At 55.8% G+C, this 21242-nt stretch carries 19 protein-coding genes; 12 read left to right on the forward strand and 7 right to left on the reverse strand.

Annotated elements, in window-relative coordinates; all coding sequences use genetic code 11:
* Window positions 1–573 precede the first annotated feature (573 nt).
* Both B4B27_RS11010 and B4B27_RS11015 read left to right on the forward strand, forming a co-directional pair.
* Window positions 574–2034: a glycosyl hydrolase family 5 gene (locus B4B27_RS11010; protein WP_290726445.1), complete on the forward strand. Its 1461-nt coding sequence runs from the start codon at window positions 574–576 to the stop codon at window positions 2032–2034.
* Window positions 2035–2167: 133 nt separating this feature from the next.
* A complete protein-coding gene (locus B4B27_RS11015) occupies window positions 2168–3085 on the forward strand; it encodes a D-alanyl-lipoteichoic acid biosynthesis protein DltD (protein ID WP_290726447.1) in 918 nt (305 codons plus the stop codon).
* Between the two features lie 8 nt (window positions 3086–3093).
* Here the strand turns inward: B4B27_RS11015 and B4B27_RS11020 are convergent, their stop codons facing one another.
* From B4B27_RS11020 to B4B27_RS11030, 3 genes are all read right to left on the reverse strand, one after another.
* Complete coding sequence (locus B4B27_RS11020; protein WP_173366476.1) at window positions 3094–3249, reverse strand: hypothetical protein; 156 nt, start codon at window positions 3247–3249, stop codon at window positions 3094–3096.
* A gap of 105 nt (window positions 3250–3354) precedes the next feature.
* Complete coding sequence (locus B4B27_RS11025) at window positions 3355–4377, reverse strand: M48 family metallopeptidase (RefSeq protein WP_290726450.1); 1023 nt, start codon at window positions 4375–4377, stop codon at window positions 3355–3357.
* 100 nt (window positions 4378–4477) lie between these two features.
* Window positions 4478–5038 (reverse strand): LemA family protein, encoded by a 561-nt coding sequence (locus B4B27_RS11030; protein WP_290726452.1) that lies wholly within the window; start codon window positions 5036–5038, stop codon window positions 4478–4480.
* Window positions 5039–5126: 88 nt separating this feature from the next.
* On the opposite strand from B4B27_RS11030, the gene B4B27_RS11035 reads away from it, so the two are divergent.
* From B4B27_RS11035 to B4B27_RS11045, 3 genes are read left to right on the forward strand one after another with little or no spacing between them, the layout of a single operon-like run.
* Entirely contained in the window at window positions 5127–5684 is a 558-nt protein-coding gene (locus B4B27_RS11035) for a flavin reductase family protein (protein WP_290726454.1), read from the forward strand.
* A gap of 16 nt (window positions 5685–5700) precedes the next feature.
* Window positions 5701–6345, forward strand: coding sequence for a hypothetical protein (locus tag B4B27_RS11040; RefSeq protein WP_290726456.1), 645 nt, complete (start codon window positions 5701–5703; stop codon window positions 6343–6345).
* 13 nt (window positions 6346–6358) lie between these two features.
* Window positions 6359–7198, forward strand: a complete 840-nt coding sequence (locus tag B4B27_RS11045; protein WP_290726458.1) for an MBL fold metallo-hydrolase — start codon at window positions 6359–6361, stop codon at window positions 7196–7198.
* Between the two features lie 56 nt (window positions 7199–7254).
* On the opposite strand, the gene B4B27_RS11050 is transcribed toward B4B27_RS11045, so the two are convergent.
* A complete protein-coding gene (locus B4B27_RS11050; protein ID WP_290726460.1) occupies window positions 7255–8235 on the reverse strand; it encodes a hypothetical protein in 981 nt (326 codons plus the stop codon).
* Window positions 8236–8331: 96 nt separating this feature from the next.
* On the opposite strand from B4B27_RS11050, the gene B4B27_RS11055 reads away from it, so the two are divergent.
* Window positions 8332–9693 (forward strand): sodium:solute symporter family protein, encoded by a 1362-nt coding sequence (locus tag B4B27_RS11055; RefSeq protein ID WP_290726462.1) that lies wholly within the window; start codon window positions 8332–8334, stop codon window positions 9691–9693.
* Between the two features lie 31 nt (window positions 9694–9724).
* Window positions 9725–10534 carry a hypothetical protein gene (locus B4B27_RS11060; RefSeq protein ID WP_290726464.1) on the forward strand — a complete coding sequence of 270 codons (810 nt, stop codon included), beginning with the start codon at window positions 9725–9727 and terminating at the stop codon, window positions 10532–10534.
* Window positions 10535–10574: 40 nt separating this feature from the next.
* On the opposite strand, the gene B4B27_RS11065 is transcribed toward B4B27_RS11060, so the two are convergent.
* The gene (locus B4B27_RS11065; protein ID WP_290726466.1) at window positions 10575–11123 is read right to left on the reverse strand and encodes a M48 family metalloprotease; all 549 of its coding nucleotides are present in this window, start codon (window positions 11121–11123) and stop codon (window positions 10575–10577) included.
* A 7-nt stretch (window positions 11124–11130) separates the two neighbouring features.
* The gene (locus tag B4B27_RS11070; RefSeq protein WP_290726468.1) at window positions 11131–13002 is read right to left on the reverse strand and encodes a DUF4954 family protein; all 1872 of its coding nucleotides are present in this window, start codon (window positions 13000–13002) and stop codon (window positions 11131–11133) included.
* 30 nt (window positions 13003–13032) lie between these two features.
* On the opposite strand from B4B27_RS11070, the gene B4B27_RS11075 reads away from it, so the two are divergent.
* The 3 genes from B4B27_RS11075 to B4B27_RS11085 all read left to right on the forward strand — a co-directional run bounded on the left by B4B27_RS11075 (window position 13033) and on the right by B4B27_RS11085 (window position 16298).
* A complete protein-coding gene (locus B4B27_RS11075; RefSeq protein WP_173381377.1) occupies window positions 13033–13545 on the forward strand; it encodes a hypothetical protein in 513 nt (170 codons plus the stop codon).
* Window position 13546: 1 nt separating this feature from the next.
* Window positions 13547–14752 (forward strand): glycosyltransferase, encoded by a 1206-nt coding sequence (locus B4B27_RS11080; protein WP_290726471.1) that lies wholly within the window; start codon window positions 13547–13549, stop codon window positions 14750–14752.
* Between the two features lie 139 nt (window positions 14753–14891).
* Window positions 14892–16298, forward strand: coding sequence for a transglutaminase family protein (locus B4B27_RS11085; RefSeq protein WP_290726473.1), 1407 nt, complete (start codon window positions 14892–14894; stop codon window positions 16296–16298).
* A 10-nt stretch (window positions 16299–16308) separates the two neighbouring features.
* Here the strand turns inward: B4B27_RS11085 and B4B27_RS11090 are convergent, their stop codons facing one another.
* Window positions 16309–17421 (reverse strand): metallophosphoesterase, encoded by a 1113-nt coding sequence (locus B4B27_RS11090; protein WP_290726474.1) that lies wholly within the window; start codon window positions 17419–17421, stop codon window positions 16309–16311.
* 75 nt (window positions 17422–17496) lie between these two features.
* Between B4B27_RS11090 and B4B27_RS11095 the strand changes: the two genes are divergently transcribed.
* On the forward strand, window positions 17497–19356 hold the full coding sequence (locus B4B27_RS11095) for a DUF4153 domain-containing protein (RefSeq protein ID WP_290726476.1): 1860 nt from the start codon (window positions 17497–17499) through the stop codon (window positions 19354–19356).
* Window positions 19357–19390: 34 nt separating this feature from the next.
* Entirely contained in the window at window positions 19391–21205 is a 1815-nt protein-coding gene (locus B4B27_RS11100; protein ID WP_290726478.1) for a DUF4153 domain-containing protein, read from the forward strand.
* The last annotated feature ends 37 nt before the right edge of the window (window positions 21206–21242 follow it).

The raw sequence follows: 21242 nt of genomic DNA on the forward strand, positions 1-21242 counted from the left end.
CTGTCAAAATGTTCTTTTGCCATTTTATTCCTCTTCTTCAGCAGAAGGTTTATCGCTTCAAGTCAAGAAGTCCCAATGACTTCCGTTACATCGGAAAGCATAGGAAGCGGTACTCTCCGAAATTGAGCCACAAATTTAGTAAATGCCAATAATTTTGCAAGTTTTTTTCTTTGATTTTTTGCGAAAATCACAAAAAAGAGGGAGTTATCAACAGCCCGCGCGGCTTTCGCGAACCGAAAAGCGGAGTCATCAGGAGCCCGTTTCGAAAGTGGCGAAATTCGCCGAATTTCAAAGTTTCAATGTTTTTAAACAAAGGATACCTTCAACTTATCAACAAACAATTCACCATTGTGGTAAGAACCACAAAGCCCGCAACGCAAGCAAGCACTAATTTTGTAATTTTATTTTTACAATAAATAATTTTACATTCAGTTTACATTTCAGTCCGAGCATTGCGAACGAGAACAATGCAGGAACGCCTAAATTGTTGTTACTCCATTTTTTACAAGCATTATTCGGTCACATAAACTATTTTTTGTCTCGGTGTGGAATAGGGATAAGAAAGGAAAACCCATGAAGAATCTAATTTTTAAGTCCCTCATGCTGGCCGGCGCCCTCACACTTGCCTGGAACTGCTCCGACGAACCCCCTTCCGGCCCCAAGCAGCCAGAATACCTAGTCACCTCGGAAGCCTGGCTCCTGCAGACGGATGCCGACTATATTATTTACCCTGACGGACGCGTGACGAACGCGCAGGGCGACCTCATCGGCACAATCAGCTTTCTCGAGGGGACCTCCATCGGCGTGATTTCCGACCTGCAGGGGACGCCCATTTCCGGCAATGTCGATGTCGCCACGCTCGCCAAGCTCGAAAAGAACACGACGATCTACACCATCGCGGGCCCCGTCTGGCACCTGATCGACAACACCGGCGACTACCTCATCTACCCCGCCGCCGAAGGCGCCACCTCCTGCGTAGTCACCGACCCGGACGGCAACTATATCGCAAACCTGGATCTCGCCACCATGAACATCATCTCCCTGGACGGCGTCACGGTGCTTACGGCCGGCGGCGACATCGGAGCCCTCCCGGTCCTGAACCCGGGAGACAAGTTCACGAAACAGCCCGATCCCGTCATCGTGTCCAGTTCCAGCGAAGCACCCATCATCGAGTCGAGTTCAGCGCTTCCGCCCTCCTCGAGCAGCGTAGCCTCTTCCAGTTCCGTGCAGTCGTCGAGCAGCGCGAAATCCTCCTCGAGCAGCGCAAAGTCCTCCAGCTCCGTACAGAGCAGCTCCTCTTCCAAGCCCGCCGGCGGATGCCCGAATATCCAGAAAAAGAACGGCGCCAAGGGTGAGGGCTGGGCAACCCGCTACTGGGACTGCTGCAAGCCCCACTGCTCCTGGCCGGAACACGCACACGGCAACTACTCCAAGCAGTGCACCAACAAGGGCAAGACCGAAAGCACCGACTGGGGTGGCGGAAGCGTATGCAGCGGCGGAGGACTCATGACCTGCACGAGCCAGGTTCCGTTCACTGTCGACGGCTGCGACGAAATGGGCTTCGCCTTCGCGGCAGTGCCCGCAAGCAACGGCGGTGACTGTGGTAAATGCTTCCAGCTCACCTTCACCGGCAAAGGCAAATATTCCACCGATGCAAACCACAGGGCCATCAAGGACAAGAAGCTCATCATCATGGTGACCAACATCGGTGGCGACGTGAACCAAGGCCAGTTCGACATCATGATCCCGGGCGGCGGTTTCGGCGCGTTCAACGGTTGTGGCCAAATGGGCTGGAACATACCGGGCAACTCCGAACAGTATGGCGGCCTGCTTTCCGACTGCGAAAAGGAAACCAAGTACAACGCCTCGAAGACCCTCACCTGCCTCCAGGAAAAATGCAACAGCGCATTCAGCAACGACAGCCAGGCCAAGGAAGGCTGCCTGTTCCTCGCCGGATTCATGCATGCGGCGGGCAACCCCCTGCACAACTACGAAGAAGTGGAATGTCCGCAGGTCCTGAAGGATAAATACTAATCGCCACCACGGCCTAGACCTTTACGAAGGGCTCCGCGATGCGCGGGGCCCTTGTTGTACATGGCACACCGGCGATTTGCGGGCCGCATCGTTCGCCGTGGCATTCCCGCCTTCGCAATATTATATTATGGACATGATGTTTGGAAAGAATTATAGGGCCATGATGGTCGCGCTCGCGGCAATCGCGGGATTCACGTGCACCGCAAGCGCGCAAACGCGCGTGGCGTGCGTCGGCAACAGCATTACCGAGGGATACGGAATCTGGGACCAGAAAAAGTACCCCGACCACCTGCAAGAAATGCTGGGCGATAGCTACAAGGTGCAGAACTTCGGCGTTTCTTCCATGACGTTCGCGAACAAGGGCCCAAGCGACAACATGAGCTACTGGAACACCGACAAGTTCAAGGCGGCCCTCGAGTTTAACCCCGAGATAGTCGTGATAGAGCTCGGGACAAACGACAGCAAGTTCTTCACGAATAACTGCATCGAGAACGGACAGCCCCGATACAACTACAACTACGGGCAGTACGAGAAGGAACAACTCTACAAGGATTACGAGGCGCTGCTCGACACCTTCATGCACCTTACGACAAGCCCGAGGGTCATTGCGACGCTGCAGCCCTATTCCAACAACTGCGAGTGGGGCATCATGGACACCGCAATCGTGAACCAGATCAACCCCATCATCGAGGAAGTCGCGACCCGGAAGGGCGTGGAGATTATCGACCTGCATTCGCAATTCAATACGCCCGAATGGTTCCTTGCCGACAGCGTGCACCCGAATGCGACCGGCGCGAAAGAACTCGCGAAGATTATAAAGGAAGGCATCTTGAAGGTGCCCGAGGCAAGCGATTCCACAACGGCTATTCGCGGGAAGGGATTCGTGCGGAGTGCCGGCAGTTCTCGGGAACAGGATGCGCGCGATTTCGCGGGGCAAGATGCGCAGGGTTTGGAACAGCAAGATGCCTGCCGGTTCGACGTGCAGGGCCGAAAGCTAAATGCCAAACCGAAGCGGTTCACACCCGCGATAAGGCAAGTCAAGAAGCGCTAAGCCCTGGGTCAGATGCGGGCGACCTCGTACACGTAGAATGCGCTCGCGAGGATGCCGAAAATCGCACTCTCGAAAGCGACATTCGCGGCAATGAAGACGAACGACGCAAGCGCAATCAGTGCGACACGGAAAATACCATCGGTCAACTTTTTTTCTTTAAACATAATGAACCTCTCTTTTCACGCAAAGAAAGATACATTTATTATGTGTCAGAAAATGACAATTTTAAAGATAACCCAAAAAATTTTTTAGCCATCCCGACAGCAGCACTAGAACTGTTCCAGAAGCTTGATGCGCTCCGGAGTGTCGGGGTGCGTGCAGAACAATATGTTCGCCTTCGCGACGAGACCCTTGAGGCCCATCTCGTTGTCGAATTCCTCGTCCGGGTGAATCACGTAGAGCTGCGCGATATCGTCGCGTTTTACATCGGCAAGGCCCGGATCCGCAGAAATCTTCCTTAGGGCAGAAGCGAGCGCGAGCGGGTCGCCACAAAGTTCGGCGCCACCCGCATCGGCGACGTACTCACGCTTGCGCGAGATGGCAAGGCGCGTCATGGTGCTGAAAAAATAGCCTATAACCGACCACACCAGGACGACAAGCAAAACGATAATAATGCCTCCCCCGCCATTCTTGCGACTACTCCTGCTACGCGGGGCGCGCATGGCACTGCTCAGGAGCCGCAGGGAGACATTCATGAGCATCGAGAAAATGCCCACGAAAACAATGCACACCACCATCAGGCGCGTATCGCGATTCTTGATGTGCGTGAGCTCGTGCCCCACGACCGCCGAGAGTTCCGCATCGTCCAGCTTGTCTATGATGCCCGTGGTCAGCGTGATGGTATACGACTTTATATCGATACCGCTCGCAAACGCGTTGAGGCTCGAATCCTCGACGATGTTTATTCGCGGCATCTCGATGCCACCCGCGATGCAGAGGTTTTCCACGATGTTGTAGACGCGCACGTTCTCCTTGCGTTCCAGCGGGCGCGCATGCGTCGCATGCCGGATAATGAAGGTGTTCGTGAAATACGCGATAACAAACCACGTTCCCGTCACCGCAAGCGTGTACGGCACCGCATCGAGGAAATACTGCCAGACGACATCCCAGTGGAACTCGGTCGCCTGCAGGCCCTCGGGACAAACGCCGTTCCAGCAGAAGAACCCGAGCCAGTCGAGCACCATGATGGTCGCAAAGACCATCCCCAGGAGGAGCAGCGGGAACATGAAAAGCAGGATAACCGTATTGCGGTTATTCCGCCAAATCTGGGTCTGGATACCGACGTACTTCATAGCTTAGACGATAGGCGAAAGACGATAGACGAAAGACAAAGGCTTTTTTACATCGTTCCTTTCGTCTTTAGTCTATAGGACCGTAAGTCCGTTCTTTCGTCTAAAATTTCACCTCGGGAGCCTTGTTGAGGGTCTCGCGGCCTTCGGACGCCTCGTACATGGGAGCACGCCTGAAGTTGAACATGCCGGCGATGATGTTGCTCGGGAACACCTCGCAGGCGTTGTTGAACTCGCGGGTGGCGGAGTTGAAGAAGCGGCGTGCGGCAGAAAGCTTGTTCTCGATATCGGAAAGTTCCGTCTGCAGCTGCAAGAAGTTCTGGTTCGCCTTGAGTTCCGGGTATGCCTCGAGGGAGACGCGGAGCCCGGCGAGCGCACCGGTAAGGGCCTTGTCGGCGGCAACCTTCTCGTCGACCGTGGTGGCACCCATCGCGGCGGCACGGGCGGATGTCACCTTATCGAGAGTTTCCTTCTCGTGGGCGGCATAGCCCTTCACGGTGCTCACGAGTTGCGGCACCAGGTCAAAGCGCTGCTTGAGCTGCACGTCGATATTCGCGAAGGCATTTTCGCGGTTGTTGCGGAGTTTCACGAGGCCATTGTAGATGGAGATGAAACACACGACGAGAATGACCACGATGACGGCGATGACAATTCCGATAGTCATAAGAACTCCTTTGAAAATCGTTTTAAGAAAAAAGTATATAATTTTTTCGCAGATAGTTTTATATCTTGTAAAAAAAAGGAGTTTTCAAATGCGCAAAGATCTCGGAGTAAAAACCTACCTGTACCCGCAACCCACGCTCGTCATCGCGACCTACAACGAAGACGGCTCGCCGAACGCGATGGTCGCCGCATGGGGCTCGGTGAGCGACTCGAACCAGGTGGCCATCTACGTGGCCGCATCGCACAAGACCGTGCCGAACATCAAGGCGCGCAAGGCATTCACCGTGAGCATGGCGACCGCGAAAGACATCAAGGCCATCGACTACCTGGGCATAACCAGCGGGAACAAGGTTGCCGACAAGTTCGCCAAGTCGGGACTCACCGCCATCAAGAGTGCTCACGTGGACGCCCCGCTCATCGCGGAACTCCCGCTCGCGCTCGAATGCAAGATGGTGAGCTACGACGACGATTCGGAACTCCTGCTCGGCGAAATCGTGAACGTGACCGCCGACGAATCCGTGCTGGACGCTGACGGCAAGCTCTCCGTAGAAAAACTCGCGCCGGTGTGCTACGATTCCGCAGGCCACGGCTACTACGTGATGGAACGCCGCGTCGGGAACGCCTTCAGCGACGGGAAGACGCTTTAAGGAGGCGGGAGTGCTTGTGAAGAAGTTTCTGCACGGCATGAACCCTGCCGCTTTTACGGGTTTCGCGCTTGCGGGCTTGCTCGCGGGCATGTTCGCCGCCTGCGGTGACGACAGTTCCAGCAGTTCCCCCACACCGGAAAGTTCCAGCGCAGCCATCGAATCGAGCGACGCGCTTCTGCCGGAATCCAGCGAAAGCGGGCCCGTTCCGGAATCCAGCAATGCGGCCTTGCTCGCATCGAGCTCCTCGGCGGAAGCGGTTCCTGGCGATACCGTATGGAACAAGGCAAACCTCACGTGGTACACCTCGTGGCCGGAGCCCGGCAGCGAGGAATGCGAGGACTACAACGGATGTACGTGGGCGGGCTGGTTCGCAGGTCTCGAAGACCAGCAGACAGAGGAATGGGTCAGCGAGCACAACATCATCGCCATCCACGAGAAGGACTGGGACACCTACAAGCTCAAGACATTCAGGCTGCGCAAGAACGGCTACACCATCGACGCCGTCGTCTACGACATGTGCGCCGACAGCGACTGTGACGGTTGCTGCACCAAGAATGCGGGCAAGGTCGGGTTCCTCATCGACATCGAGAGCTACACGCGCGCACGCTTCAACAACTACGGCTCGGGCACGGTGGAATGGACTTGCCTCGACTGCGAATAGGGCGCAAACGGCAATGAAGGTCCAGATTCTCATCGATAACATCGCAGGAACGTGCGGCCCGCGCAAGTTATTCGGCGAATGGGGACTTTCCGTGTACGTGGAATATGACGGCCACAAGGTGCTGCTCGATACGGGTGCATCGCACCTGTTCACAAAAAACGCGAAAGTGATGGGCATCGACCTCTCGCAGGTGGATATCGGCGTGTTGAGCCACGCGCATTACGACCACGCAAACGGCATGGCGAAATTCTTTGCGCTCAATAAGACCGCACCCTTCTACCTGCGGAAGGGCGCAGGCGAAAACTGCTACCACACGCACAAGCTTTTCGGGCGATTTACCTACCACGAATACATCGGCATTCACAAAGGATGGCTCGAGCGATTCGCGGGCCGCATCCGCTATGCGGAAGGCAATGCCGAAATTGCGCCGGGAATAACGCTCGTGCCGCATTCTACCACGGGGCTCGAACGCATCGGCGAGATGGCGCACCTGAGCGTCAAAGAAAACGGCAAATACCGCTACGACAGTTTCGCGCACGAGCAGAGCCTGGTGTTCGATACCCCGCAGGGGCTGTTCGTCATGAACAGCTGCAGCCACGCGGGAGCAGACAACATCGTGAAAGAAATCGGGGATGCCTTCCCCGGGAAAATGATTTACGCACTGCTCGGCGGGTTCCACCTCTTCCGATACCCGGATGCACGCGTGCGCGCCTTCGCCGAAAGGCTACGCGAACTCGACGTGCAGAAGATTTACACAGGGCACTGCACCGGCGACCGCGCCTACGGAATATTGCGGGAAGTTCTCGGCGAGCGTGCAGAGCAAATGCACACCGGAATGACGGTGGAGATTTAGGGGCAGCGGATGCTCGGCATGGCGCGCTATTTTTTCGCTGCGCTTTCCGGATTGTCTTACTTGCGCTGGGCGCGAACGGCATCAACAGCGGCTTTGAGCTCTTCCTTCTTGGCCTGTTCCTCTTCAGGCGTGGGCTTCGTTTCTTCGAGCAGGCGGTCGGCCCATTCGTCCCAGAACTTGCAGCGCTCGCCTTCGAGCTTCATTTTCGCAAACTTCACCGGCTCGGTCTCGACGGCGAGTGTCACGACCGATTCCTTGTAGGCCTGCGGGAGGCCCGCAACATGCGACATGCGCTGCTTGAGCTCGGCGACGGTCGCATCCAGGATATCCACGTCGAAACGGCGTTCAATGTAACGGCGGGCAATGAACCCGAGCGCCATGAAGTAGTCGCCCTGGTTGCCTTCGGCGAGGTAGTTCTTCTGCCTGAGTTCCTTGAGAGCGAGTACCGCCTCCTCGTACGGCGGGAGTCGCGGAGCCTCGCCCTTCTTCGCGAATTTCTTGTGCAGGAACCACCCGAGGAACACGAGCAGCACCACCCCCAGCACGATCAGCACGATGTAGAGCCACTGCGGCAGGCGCGGGTCATCGAGCGGGTCTTCCGCTTCCAGGATATCCGTCTCCTCGCCCGTAGTGCGCATGGAAACCTTCACTGCCACCGGGTCGGTATTCACCTTCACGGTATCGCTACCCACCACGGCGTTCACCTGCTGCGGCGCGATGAGAAAATCTCCGCTCACGAAGGTGTTGAGCGTCGCGAGCCATACGAATTTCGCGGTGCCCTTGGGCATGCCCTCGGTCACCTTCTCGTTCTTCATCTCCTTGACTTCAAAGCTGCCAAGGTTCCCGACAAAGCTAGGCAAGTCCACGATGGCGTTCTCAGGTGCCGTCACCTGGATTTCGTAATTGAACATGTCGCCCACGAACACCTGGGCGTTATCCACGTTCGCCTTGACACTCACATCGAAGGCGAAAGACGGAACGGCACATAATGCGAGAATAGCTATAACGGAAACGAAGGAACTATAAAGTCGCAACATATAAACCTCTATGGCGAAGAATATACAAAAAATGGAAATCGTAGAACAATCGACAGGGGCAAGGCGCCGAAGCAAAAATCTATCTTTGCCTGCGACATGACCACCGCCCTCGTCATCTACCTCGTCATCCTCGTGCTTATTGCGGCCCGCAGCGCGCGCAAGGTCAAGGACATTCCCGACTTTTTCGTTGCCCGCAAGGGTGCCTCCGCATTGGCGGTTGCCGGGAGCCTGGTGGCAACGATTCTCGGCGGGTCGGCCGTTATCGGCGCCATTGATTCCGGGATGAAACTCGGCGCTGCCGCGAGCTGGTTCATGCTTACGGGAGCGATCGGGCTATTCGCGCTCATCCCGTTTGCAGCACGCGCCTACAAGCACGGGAAATACACGCTCCCCGACCTGGTGGAGAACCTGTACGGAAAGGGGCCGCGGACTGTCGCCTCCATCGTGATTCCCATTGCATGGACAGGAATCGTCGCGGCGCAGATTATCGCGGCGGCGAAACTCCTGATGACGTTCACCCCGATGGAATACACCACGGCCGCAATCGTATCGGCAGCAGTGTTCACGGGCTACACGCTCGCGGGCGGGCAGCTTTCGATTTTGCGCACGGACTTTTTCCAGGCATGCCTGATTGTCGCGGGGCTCGTGCTTGTCGCGGGCTTCGCGCTCGTTAACGGCGCGGGCGATGCGGGCGTGCTCCCGAGTAGAGACCTTCCTTTCCCGTTCAACGAGGGTTTTTCGCCCTTCGACCTCTTCCTGCTCATCCTCACCTACGGAACAACGTACACGGCAGGCCCCGACATCTTCAGCCGCGTGTTCTGCGCGAAGGACGTACATAGCGCGAAAAAGGCCATAGCGGTTGCCGCCTGCGTGCTCATCCCCGTCGCATTCGTCATCGGGATCCTCGCTCTATTCGGCACAAGCCTCGGTGATATACAGGGAGCCCGAATCACGGCCATTGCGAATGCAGTCTTGCCACCGCCGCTCGTCCCGCTGGTGGCACTTGCGCTCCTGAGCGTCGTCCTCAGCAGCGCCGACACCACATTGCTGAGTAGCTCGGTCATCATCTGCAGACTGTTCAATATAGGCGGCGAACCGCAAGCCGCCGCAGGGTCTGCAAACAAGGCGCTCCTCAAGGCGCGCATCATCATTTTCCTGAACGGCATCGTGGCCCTGCTGCTCGCGCTCATGTTCACCGACATCATCGGCACGCTGTTGCTTGCACTTGCCGTCTATGCGGGAGCCTTCACCGTACCCGTGTTGTGGGGACTTCTCGGACTCAAGGCAAAACCGAAGTTCGTCGCCGCGGCAATCGTCGCGGGCGGCGCGCTCGCACTCGCAGGCAAGCTCTGCCCTCCTCTGCCTGGTACGCTCGGCACGCACACGGGCGACTTCCTGATGATCGCCGCTTTCATCGTAAATGCAACATTCCTTGCCATCGGGCGCATCAAGAAATAAACGGACCGGACAAAAAAAGTATCTTTCCAGCATGGGATTTTTGAAAAAGCTTCTGATGATTCTGTCCGTCACAAGTGCGGCAATCGCCCTGAGCGCCTGCGCGAGCACCAAGATGGAATATGCGGAATCGGCAACCATCGACATCTACCCCGGCCCGAGCATGCAGGGAATCAGCCGCCCCCTCCCCGAAAACACCATCGGGTCGCGCCTGCGCGGCGGTGTCGCCATCGGGGCATCCGAAAAAATCGGGCTCGACAGCGTCTACAATAAAGGCGACTGGGACAGTGTCGAGGTCGATGCGCGCTACAAGATAAAGTATCTCCCCGTGTGGGGATCCATCGACAAGTTTGTCAAGGGCAAGCTCTTTACCATGAACATCGGGTTCGGAATCTATCACGGCATCTACGCCTCCACCGGTTTCGGAATCAACACGAAGTATTTCGAGCTCGGCGTGCAATCGTTCCAGAGGTTCACCTACGAATCCTTCAACTACCATGCCTACGAAAAAACAGAGGACGAAAGCCTCGAAAAAATAGAGGACACCAATAACAACGACAAGCTCGTGTTCCAATACGGCGCGGGTGCCTATGCAAGCCTGTTCATCAAGAGCGTGACACTCAGCTACAACGGCAACGTCTACAGGCCTAACAAGTCCATCGTCATCAACGACCCGATTCCGAAAATCAGCTTCGCGACCCCGTACGTGTTCACGAACAACTTCCTCATATCGTACTGGTATTCGGACACGATAGAATTCCAGCTCGGAATCACGAACCTGCTCGTAGATTTCAACGGCGGGAACTGGTCCCTGATGGCGGGAGTTTCGCTCTGGACGTTCTAGCGGCCAACACCCGGAAAATTCAGGCTTCGAAATCCTTGTCCTACTTGTTCAGGAGGCGCTTGCGGCGCAATGCCACCGGCGGGTGTTCCCTGTAGATTAGCGCAAACAGCAGCGTGCGGGGAATTTCACACAGCGAGAGGTCGCGCATGGCCGCCTTCGCCATCTTGCGGTCGGTCTTGGAAAGCGCATACCTGTCAGCTTCGCATTCCTGGTTCCAGCAGTAGTAATGGAAAAAAGTGCGGAACGGGATAGCCGCCAGATGCAGCCACAGGATCGCCTGCCAAATCGGCATCTGCATGCGCACCAGGAGTGACGCGAGGAACCATACGGCGCACATCAAAAAAACAATCTTCACCAGGTTACGGAGGACCGCATGATGCAGGGCCCTGTGCGCTTCCTCGTGAAAATTCACAAACCGCGATTGCGGCACCTCCGCGCGGCTCTCGGGCAGGGGCACGATATCGTTCACGAGCGGGAGCAGGCGCAACACGGCAAAAAAGCCGAACCGGCAACCCGTCAGCCTGCACTCGCGCACTTCGAGAACGACGCGTGCGACAATTTCAATACAAAGTAATGCGTAGAGCAGCAAGCGGCACCTAGTCGATATTCTTGAGGACGTTGTTGAGCCGCTTCACGGATTCCTCGAAACGGGCACGTTCCCACTCCAGGAATCCCTTGTCTACAGGGTGCGCGCTGTCGTAGTCATCGAAAATCTTGCGGCCGCGTTCGTTGTCGCGGTCAAGGCCGTGGAACACGTTCTCGAACCAGTCCTTTTCGAGCTGGCGGAAACGCTTGACCAATTCGTCCAGCGTTTCGGGCATGCGGACCATCCTCGAAATTTCCTTGTTCAGGTCTCCCGTCAGGAGCTTGCGGATTTCGCGGGGAGACTGCAATTTCAAAGCCGAGTCGCTTTCCACAAGCAAAATCATCTGGTCGAGGATGTAACGCTCCAGGTAATCTTCGTAAGCGGCAATCGCACTCTGGCGCACACGTTCGCGCATGAAGTTTTCGCCAAGCCCGTCGATATGTTCCTGCGTGTACACGTCGCGCACCTGTTCCACCTGCAGGCGGCTGCGGGCATCAAAAACCTGACGCACCGTCTCCACGCTGAAAATGCCGAAGAACGAGCAAGGCACGAGTCCCTTGCCGCGCGAGGAATACTTGTAGAGGTTGCGGTCGAGCGCGTAGGCATTGCGCGAATAGTTCCAGCCGGGAACAATCTCGTTCAGGCGTGCAGGGACACCCATGAGCTGCGGGTCGCCCGGACGGATCAGCGAGAACGGGAACTTGAGACGCTGCGGAAGCGTCGTCACTCCGCTTGCGACAATCGTGAACGGGGACTCGCGGTAGTTCGCCGGGAACTTGACGTTCACGCCGAGGCCAAAGAACATTCCCTGGCCGGGCATCACTTCCTGGTCGGGCATGCGGCCGGTGTGGTTGCTGCCCACATTTGCGCCGTAACCGATATTGCCGCAACCTTCGGGCCAAAGTGCCGCAATCAAAAGCGAATGGTGGTGCATCTGCGTGAGCGGGCCCATGTACGAGCTGTTGACCTCGCCTTCCTCAATATGGCAGCAGGGCGCAACGATCGACGACTTTACGATTGCCTTGCTCCCCACCTTCACGCGGCCCATGAGCACGCTGCCCTGCACCTCGGCACCGGTATGCACCTTCACGCCCATCTGCAAATTCGAATTTTCAAGAATCACGGAATCGTACACGTGCGTCGATTCCTCGAGCGAACTGAGGATGACGGAATTGCGCACCTTCGAGGCGCCCTCGATTCGCGCATGCGCGCCGATCCAGCTGTTGCGAACGATGTTCGTATTGCTCACCACGGCTCCCTTCCCCACCACGGCGAACGGAAGCGCGGTCTCCTCGCGGAACTGCCGCAACTGCTCGTCGAACGCGGCTTCAACATCGGGTTCACCCTTGTGGAACAGCTGCACGTCCACAAGGTCTGTCGTGATGTCGGGGAACACGCGCACCTGGCGCGCACCCATCTCGTTACCCACCGTGACTGTCGAGCCGATCATGTAGTTGATCTTGCCGCTGCTCACCAGCGATCCCACGTTGTGCACCACGGCACTGCTGCGGACCAGCACGTTCGAAAGCATCGCCACCTTGCACACGAGCGCGTTCTCGACAATGCAGTTGTGGACGAGACTGTCGTAGATCCCCGTCGGGAACGACACGTCGCCCGGCAGGAGGAGTGTCCCATAAAAGGCAGGCAGGCGGACATCACCCATGAACACGGAATTATGGATGCGGTCGGGAGTAAAATTCGGTTCAACGAGGATGCGGTTCCAGTCCTCACAACGGTTGCCGTTCTTTTCCAATGCGGCAATCTCGTCGGCATTCAGGGGGCGAAACTTTCCACCCGTGGCCTTGGCCGCCTTGAAGCCTTCGGCCAGGGAAGCCAATACGCTGTTCTTCAGCACTTTTTTGAGTTTGAGCAATCGTTGCATACCCAAAAAATAGACTAATTTTGAGGAGCGATGAAGCAAGAACTCTTCAAACTGATTAGAAAGCACCACTTTAATATTTCTATCTACACGGAAGAAATATTCGAAAGACGCTGCCAGGAAGAAATTATCCGCAGCGACGAGGACCAAAGTTCCTTCGTCTACCTCGAATTCGACTTCGAGGCCATACGCAAGATCCTCCAGGACGAAAGTGCGAACATCCAGTTCTGGGAAGTGTTCCTCACCGCCCTGAACAAGAACAACCGCGGAAGCGACATCATCGGGTTCCTCGAGAACGAGGCCGGACTCGGCATGCTGCTGCTCGACTCCAAGATCGAGGGCTGGATCCGCGTGAGGGGCAGAATCCTGCAGACCGCGGCCAGCATGGGATTCAACCCGGCGGCAAGCCTCATCTCGGCGACCGTGCGCCCCATCGTCTACCCCGCATGCATCAATGACGCGCAAGACCTGAAAGCCATCGAATCCGTATCGCAAGAACTCGTGACACCCGGAGCCGGCAGCGCAGAACCGGCAGCCGCAATCTAAAATGAAAGTCCTCGTCATCGGTTCCGTCTATCCGCGTTTTCACGAAGACGCCGAGGTTCCCTGGCTACGGACCTCCATTGCGCACCTCAAGAAGGCGGGACTCGGCATCCAGGTTCTCGCACCCGCATACAAGGGACTCAGGACCCACGAAATCGACGGCGTGAAAGTGAACCGGTTCCGCTACGCACCCGCAAGCTGGGAAATCCTCACGCACGAAGAAGGGGCCCCTTCCAAGATGGCAAGCAGGCCGTGGCTCCAGCTGCTCGCCATCCCCTACATCATCAGCGGGTTCTTCAAGTGCATCGGCATCTGCCGCAAGTTCAGGCCGGACGTGATCCATGCGCACTGGCCGTTCCCGCATGCCTACATCGCGCTCGGCGCCGCTAAGTTGTTCAAAATACCGCTCGTACTCAACTTCCACGGGGCGGAGCTCCTGCTCATCCGCAAGAAGAAATGGGTGAAGCCGCTCCTGAAATTTGCTATCGGGCAAGCGCAGGCCGTATTCGCGAACTCGAGCTTTACCGCAGGCAAGATCAAGGCGCTCCGGAACGTGGACGTGGAATGGAGCCCCTACGGGACGACGCTCGAATCCGGATCAACTTCCGCAGGCAATGGCGGGACATCGGCAATCGTGCCGCACCCGGTAAACGGCAAATTCAAGATACTCTTCGTGGGCCGCCACATCGAGCGCAAGGGAATATGCTACCTCATCGAGGCGGCGAAGCACCTCCCGCGCGACCAGTTCGAAATCCGCATCGTGGGAGTCGGCGACCTTACGGACAAACTAAAATCGCAGGCCGCAGAAATCGAAGACGCAGCCGAAATCATCTTTACCGGGAAGCTTTCGCCCGAAGAACTTGCGAACGAATACAGGACCGCGAACGTATTCACGCTCCCCGCCATCGTCGACAGCAAGGGCGACACCGAAGGGCTCGGCGTCGTGCTCATCGAGGCGATGGAGCTCGGGCTTCCCGTCGTCGCAAGCAACGTGGGCGGCATCCCCGACGTGGTCGTGGACGGCGTTTCGGGCATACTCGTCCCCGAAAAAGACCCGGAAGCCCTCGCCGGCGCCTACCGGCGCCTCGCCGCCGACCCCGGACTCGTGAAACAGCTGCTCGAAGGCGCGCAGAAGCGCATCGCCGAATGCTTCAGCTGGGACAAGATTGTCGAACGGCAGATTGGCGTATACAAAAAAATAACGAAATAGCCGACACTGAATTGCGCGTAATCGTATTATTTTAAAAACTTTTCTATAAAAAAACCACAAAACAGGCATGCCCACAAAGCGTTCGCCGAAATTTATATTACTTTTTTTGCGAGAAATGCATACAAAAGAAGGAGACAAAATGAAATTCTCACTCCAGCGTTTTTTTAACGGAATGCTCATCGCCGGAACAGCCATCGCCATTTCCCTTGCAGGCACATCGCTTACTGCATGCAGCGGCGAAGACGGCGTCGACGGCAAGGATGCCGCCGAAGTGAATGTCGATTCGCTCGCAAACGTGCTGCGCGACGAAATCACCGGCACGCTCTGGGACAGCCTATATGCCGAACCCTATGTCGACACCGTCTACAACATCCTCTTCGACAACGCATTCGCGACCGCATGGATGGATTCGGTCCGGAACGCGCTTCTCGACAGCCTCAAGCTCGCCGACTACGACTCGCTCTATGCAAAGCTCTACGACAGCGTCTATGCCGACATCTACTCGCAGTCGGTCATCCGCACGCTTGACGCCTGGACCTGGAGCGCAAAGGATGATATCTACGGGGCATTCGCCAACCTCTACCCGCTGATGTACAAGGACTACACCGCCGAAGGGGAGTCCGTGCCGCAGCCGGTTTCCATCAAGGTGCGCAACATATGCGAAAAGGGCAATTCCAAGGTTCCTTGCCGCTGGAAGAAAATCATGGTCAAGTCGTGGATCGAAGGTTTCACCGATACCGCCACTACGACGGGGAACGTCAACCCCGATACGACAGCCCTGTTTGCGACCTCGTTCAAGTTCGACAACGAAGCGCTGCTTGCCCTCACCGCGCCGACAAAGGCGAACATCCAGGTGCGCGCATACGCCCTCGAGAACGACCACGAAATCCCGTTCTTCGCGACATCGGAACCGACCACCATCCACCCCATGCAGGTCAACGGGGCAGAACTTGCCGGAGTCAAGAACCGCATATGGTACGATGGCGTGTGGGTAACGCCGAACATGGATTCCATCCCCGCAATCCTAGAAGAGATGGCCGAACTTCTCCCGGACAAGGTGCTCAAGGTCTACCAGAAATACGAGGGTGACGAAAGCATATCGGAAAGTTCCGCCCGCGTGGTACAGGCCCTGTTCAAGGTGCTCCAGAAAAGGAACCTAAAGTACATCGAAAATGACGGCGCCGGAAGCAGGGGGCAAAAGGTAAACTATCCCGTCGAAGTGCTGCGCACCAGGCAGGGCGTATGCAACGAGCTCTCGTTCCTCGTGGCGTCCATCCTTGAAGCGGCCGGGTTCGACGTCTACCTCGTTGTCCTCCCGACTCACATGTTCGTGGGCTGGGCAGGCGAAGTCGGCACGAATTCGCTCGGCTTCCTGGAAACCACGATGCTCGCACAAGAAGACGCGACATTCGGCGGAGCCTACCTTGCGGGCGCCGAAAAGTTCAACCAGCAGCTCGAAGCGGGCAATTTCGAAAACGGCACGAGCCAGATCATGGAACTTGCGGAACTCCGTGCATACGGGATTACCCCGAACGACATTCCGTAAATCCGCCACTCTACCTGACGAAACGCACGACCCACATGTCTGCGTCGGTCCCTACGCGCACCGGCGGACCCCAGCAATCGACACCCGCGCTCACGAGCCAGCGGACGCCATCGAGCACGCCCTCGCCATAGGCAAGGCGCCACACGAGATTGATGACAAAATTGCCCGGGAAAAACTGTCCGTTGTGCGTGTGCCCCGAAAGCGCGAAATCCGGAAGACGTCCCGAATATCCGGGCTCGATTCCCTTGGGCTGGTGGTCAAGCAGGATCCATGGCCGCACGGTTTGCACGCTACCGGAATCGGCCGGGACCTCGACGGGCACAAGTTCCGCAAGCGGCCTGCGCTCCACGCCACGGCCACGCGCCACCTGAAAATCGGTCCGCCCCGTGAAACACGCCTGCCCGATACACGCCGAGGAATCGTCCAGCACGACAAAGCCCACCTTGCGCATCCAGTCGTTGGGACTCGAACCGGGAAATTCCTGCATCCCTTCGTGGTTCCCGTTCACCGCTACCGCAGCGACTTTCGCTCCCGCCGTGAGTTTCTTGAACAAGGTATCATAGCCCCACTCATCGAGAGTCGCGGACGGCACATCGGCGAGGTCGCCACCGAACAGCAGGTAGTCGGGAGCGATGGAATCCACATCGGCAATCATGCGCTCGAGCTTTGCACGGTCGAATAGCGGATCCACGTGGATGTCGCTGAAGAACACCGCCGTAAAGCCGCCGGCAGGCAGATTCACCGTAGTCTCATGCAAAACGTATTTCGCATTGTGTGGGACACCGTAGGCGCACAACCCAAGCGTCATCGCGACCGTCGCCACGAGCAAACCGCGGCAAGCGAGCATTACCGAACGCCCGTCAAGTGCACGACGCGTCACAACCCTTCGCACTACCCTGAATACACCCCAGGGTATATAAAGCAGCAGCGCCTGGCATAGCCACACCGAAAGGAACGCTACAGCGAGGCTTCCGACAAACGTGCCCCGCGCCGACATGCCTGCAAAAATCGAGACAAGCACGCCGAGCGCAAGCAGCTTGCCCCTCCTGCCCGGCAGGACCGGACTCACGTTGATATAAATCAGGACAAGTCCCGACAACAGAAGCAAAAGGAAAAAGACCATGGGAAAAAAATTAATTTTTTTGTTTTCATGTTTTTGTATCTTTTTAACCGTGTAGGGAGTTCAAAGAGGAAAATCATGGTACTTGACGCTTTCAAGAAATACCCGAGCCAGATTTCGAGCGCGTTCAGGCGGTTCCCCGTCGCATCGGCGCTCGCCTTCTTCACATTCTTCGCATACGTCGCCTGCACAGAGCTCACAGGAATCATCACGGACTTTTCCAGGGACAATTCCTACATCGAACACATGCTCCTCCAGTTCATATTGTGGCTGGGCACCTTTCCCGTAGCGGCGATGCTCATTTCCCTCACGACCTCGCTCGTCCAGGAATCCCTCAAAACAAGCAGCAAGGTTCCCCAGATTGTCGCAAACATCGCCTGGTTCATCCTCTCAGGATGGCTTTTCTTTTGCGTTTTCAACGAACAGCAAAAAGACTTCAATTTTTTCAGCGCCGAATTCATATTCAGCACCGTTCTTGTCGTGTACGTGACCGCCACGCTCGCCCTGTTCATCGCGCCGTTCTGGAAAAATAAAGACGAAAACGCATTCTGGATTTTCCTGTTCAGGAACCTCAAGGCGCTGGTTGTCGGCGCGCTCATCGCAACGCTCCTGCTCGCATCCGTAGAAGCGCTCGTCTTCTGTTTTGGTGCACTTTTCGAACATGAATTCGATGAGAAGGTGTATTTCTACATTTTCTACTTCTGCGCGAGCACCGTCTTCCCCATACTCTACTTCAGCGGCATCCCTTCCATCGAGGAATGCCACAGCGAAACACCCACGCTGAACAAGTTCGCGACAAGCACCATCCGGTTCCTCTTCGTGCCGGTGCTTTCGCTCGCCATACTCCTATTCTACGCCTACATCGTCAAGTTCGTCGTGCTGTGGGACATGCCGCAGGGAATGGTATCGTATTTCGTTTCCGGATTCATGATCTACATGCTCGCGCTCGTCACCGTCCTGTACCCCGCGCGCCTCGCCCCCGGCAGCACCTTCGAAAAGAAGCTCCTGAAAATTTTCCCCGCCGCATGCATCCCCCTCGTGGCCATGATGTCCGTCGGCCTTATCCGCAGAATCAGCGACTACGGCATCTCGATGGAACGCATCTTCGCCGTGACCATCAATATATACTTCTACGTCATCATCGCAGTCTTCCTCGTCGACAAAATCAAGTGCAAGTCGCGCTACATCGCCATCGTCTTCTGCGCACTGCTGTTCATCGTCACCGACAGCCCGCTAAGGGCATCGAAAATCTCGAACGACATCTGGATGGGGAGCATCAGGGGAGCCCTTGCCGAAGCGGGCTACACGGAGTTCCCGCTCAGCAAGGATGACGCCCGGAAATTCGTTATCGACCTGCGGAAAAAAGACGACGAAAACTCGAAGCTACTTGTTTCGCGAATGCTCGAGCTTGCCGAAGCACACAACCCGGAATTCACCGGATATCTCCCCATCACAGGATACGACTATGCATTCACCAACGACTTCACCGAAAACGTGTGTTGCGGGGAGGGTTCGGACAGCACCGGCGAAGAACTGTTCGACCAGTTCGAGGTCAGCATAGAGTACCCCGACAAGGCGATGCTCCAGGTGCCTCCCGGCACAAAGGGCGCCGTCGCCATAGACCATTACTTCAACAACGACGAATTCGAATTCGCGGGCGACACGCTCACGTTCCGCATCTCGCTGAAAGAAGACAGCGGCTGCAGCTGCAACAGTGACGAGAGCGACGCATGCGCCGACAGCACCGCAGGCCCGGCAGGCGAAAGCGCAACCAGGACCGTCTACAGCTTCACCATCGACAGGCAAGCGCTCAAGCAGGACTCCACAAGGCAAATCAAGACCGACGGGGCTGCAATCGCGATAAGCTACCTGCACGCGGAAGAAGAATCGAAGGATAGCAAGTCCCTACGAATTAAGGGAATATTGTTTACGGAATAGTTGACGCGCACCGAAGAATCCAAAGAGGAAAACCATGGTACTTGACACATTCAAAAAATATCCGAGCCAGATATCGGGCGCATTCAGGCGGTTCCCCGTCGCATCGGCGCTCGCCGTATTCTCGACCCTCGCGTTCATCTTTTCAAACGAAATCGCCCCCTCGCGCATTGAACAAGAGGGACACAGTTTTTTCTTCTGGCTCGTTTTCTATCCCGTCGGAGCGATGCTCCTTTCCATCATAACGACGCTTGTGCAGGAAGCCCGTAAAAATACAAGCAAGGTTCCCCAAATTGCCACAGGCATTGCATGGTTTGTCATCTCCATAGCCCTGATTCTCTATTATCCCGAAGAACCCGATTACTACAGGCATACCTATCTTTTTGGCGCAATCTATTCGATTTACGCAACACTCATCTTGGGCCTGTTCGTCGCGCCATTTTTCAGACAAAATAACGAAAACCAGTTTTGGATTTTCCTGCACAAAAACCTAAAGGCATTATTCATCGCCATCGGCATCACCGGAGCCCTGACGCTCGCTATCGAAGGTCTTATCTATGGTTCAGTCTCGTTGTTCGACCTGGGCAAAATTTCAGGAAAGCCCTACCTGTATGTTTTCTTTTTCTGCCGTAATACCATTTTGCCGATGCTCTATTTGGCAGGGCTCCCCTCCATCGACGAACGCCTCGACGAAACGCCGACATCGAGCAAGTTCACAAGCGGAGTCTGCAAGCTATTCATTGCCGTGTTCACGCTATACGTAGCACTCCTGTATGCCTACATCGCAAAGATACTTGTCCAGTGGGATCTGCCGAAGGGAATGGTATCGTACCTCGTTTCCGCATCCATGCTCATCATGTTCCTGCTCGTAACGGAGATGTATCCGGCGCAACTGAACCCGGTAAAGAAAATTGAAAAGAGACTCCTGAAAATATTCCCAGCGGCATGCATTCCCCTAGTCATTTTAATGACTTTCGGAATCATCCGCAGAATATCCGATTACGGGATTTCCGAAGACCGCATCTATGTTTTCGCCATCAACATCTATTTCTACATCATCATAGCAATTCTGCTCATCAATAAAATCAAGTGCAAGTTCAGGTACCTCGCCATCGTCTTCTGCGCAATGTTGTTTGTACTGATGACCGGACCGTTCAACGCGACAAAAATTACGCGCGGCATCTGGATAGACAGCATCAAGGCAACGCTTGCCGAAGAAGGCTACACGAAGTTCCCCCTGAACGCGCAAGACACAAAATCATTCCTCAATACCATCGATGACAAGTCCCCCATCGTTTATTCGCGAGTGCATATTATCCAAAACAGGTCTAAAAAAGAACTGGCCGAATTTTTCGAGACTGACAGCATCTATACGGACTACAACGCAATCCTCTCAACACCCCCAAAAGACGCGGACAAGAATAAGCCGAAAACACTGCTGCATGGCAGTTACTCCACGAACAAGACTTACGACATTCCCCCATACGCCACACGAATGGAACATATCGACAAAAAATTCAGCAAGGACGAATTCGAATTGCGGAACGACACGATATTCTTCCAGATTACGCCCATGAAAAGCGAAAAGGCTTTCCACTTCGCATTTCCCTACAAGGCGCGGGCACCCGAGGTTCCCTGCACGCCGGAGCAAATCGAAAATTCAAGAAAGCGAATGGGCGAGAACTTCAACGAAAAAGATGTCCGTTGCTGGGACATGACCTTTAGAGGCGATATAATCGAAGCAACCGACAATGCCAGGATTTTCAAGGAGATGGTCCACCTCGACCGCAAAATCGTCGACGGCGACACGATCCTTAATTTTGAAATCAAGGGCATCATATTCATGGAATAGCGCTTGACCTTTTTTATGCGTATAACTATATTTATGC

Source organism: Fibrobacter sp. UBA2449 (assembly GCF_002342555.1).
Taxonomy (GTDB): Bacteria; Fibrobacterota; Fibrobacteria; order Fibrobacterales; family Fibrobacteraceae; genus Fibrobacter.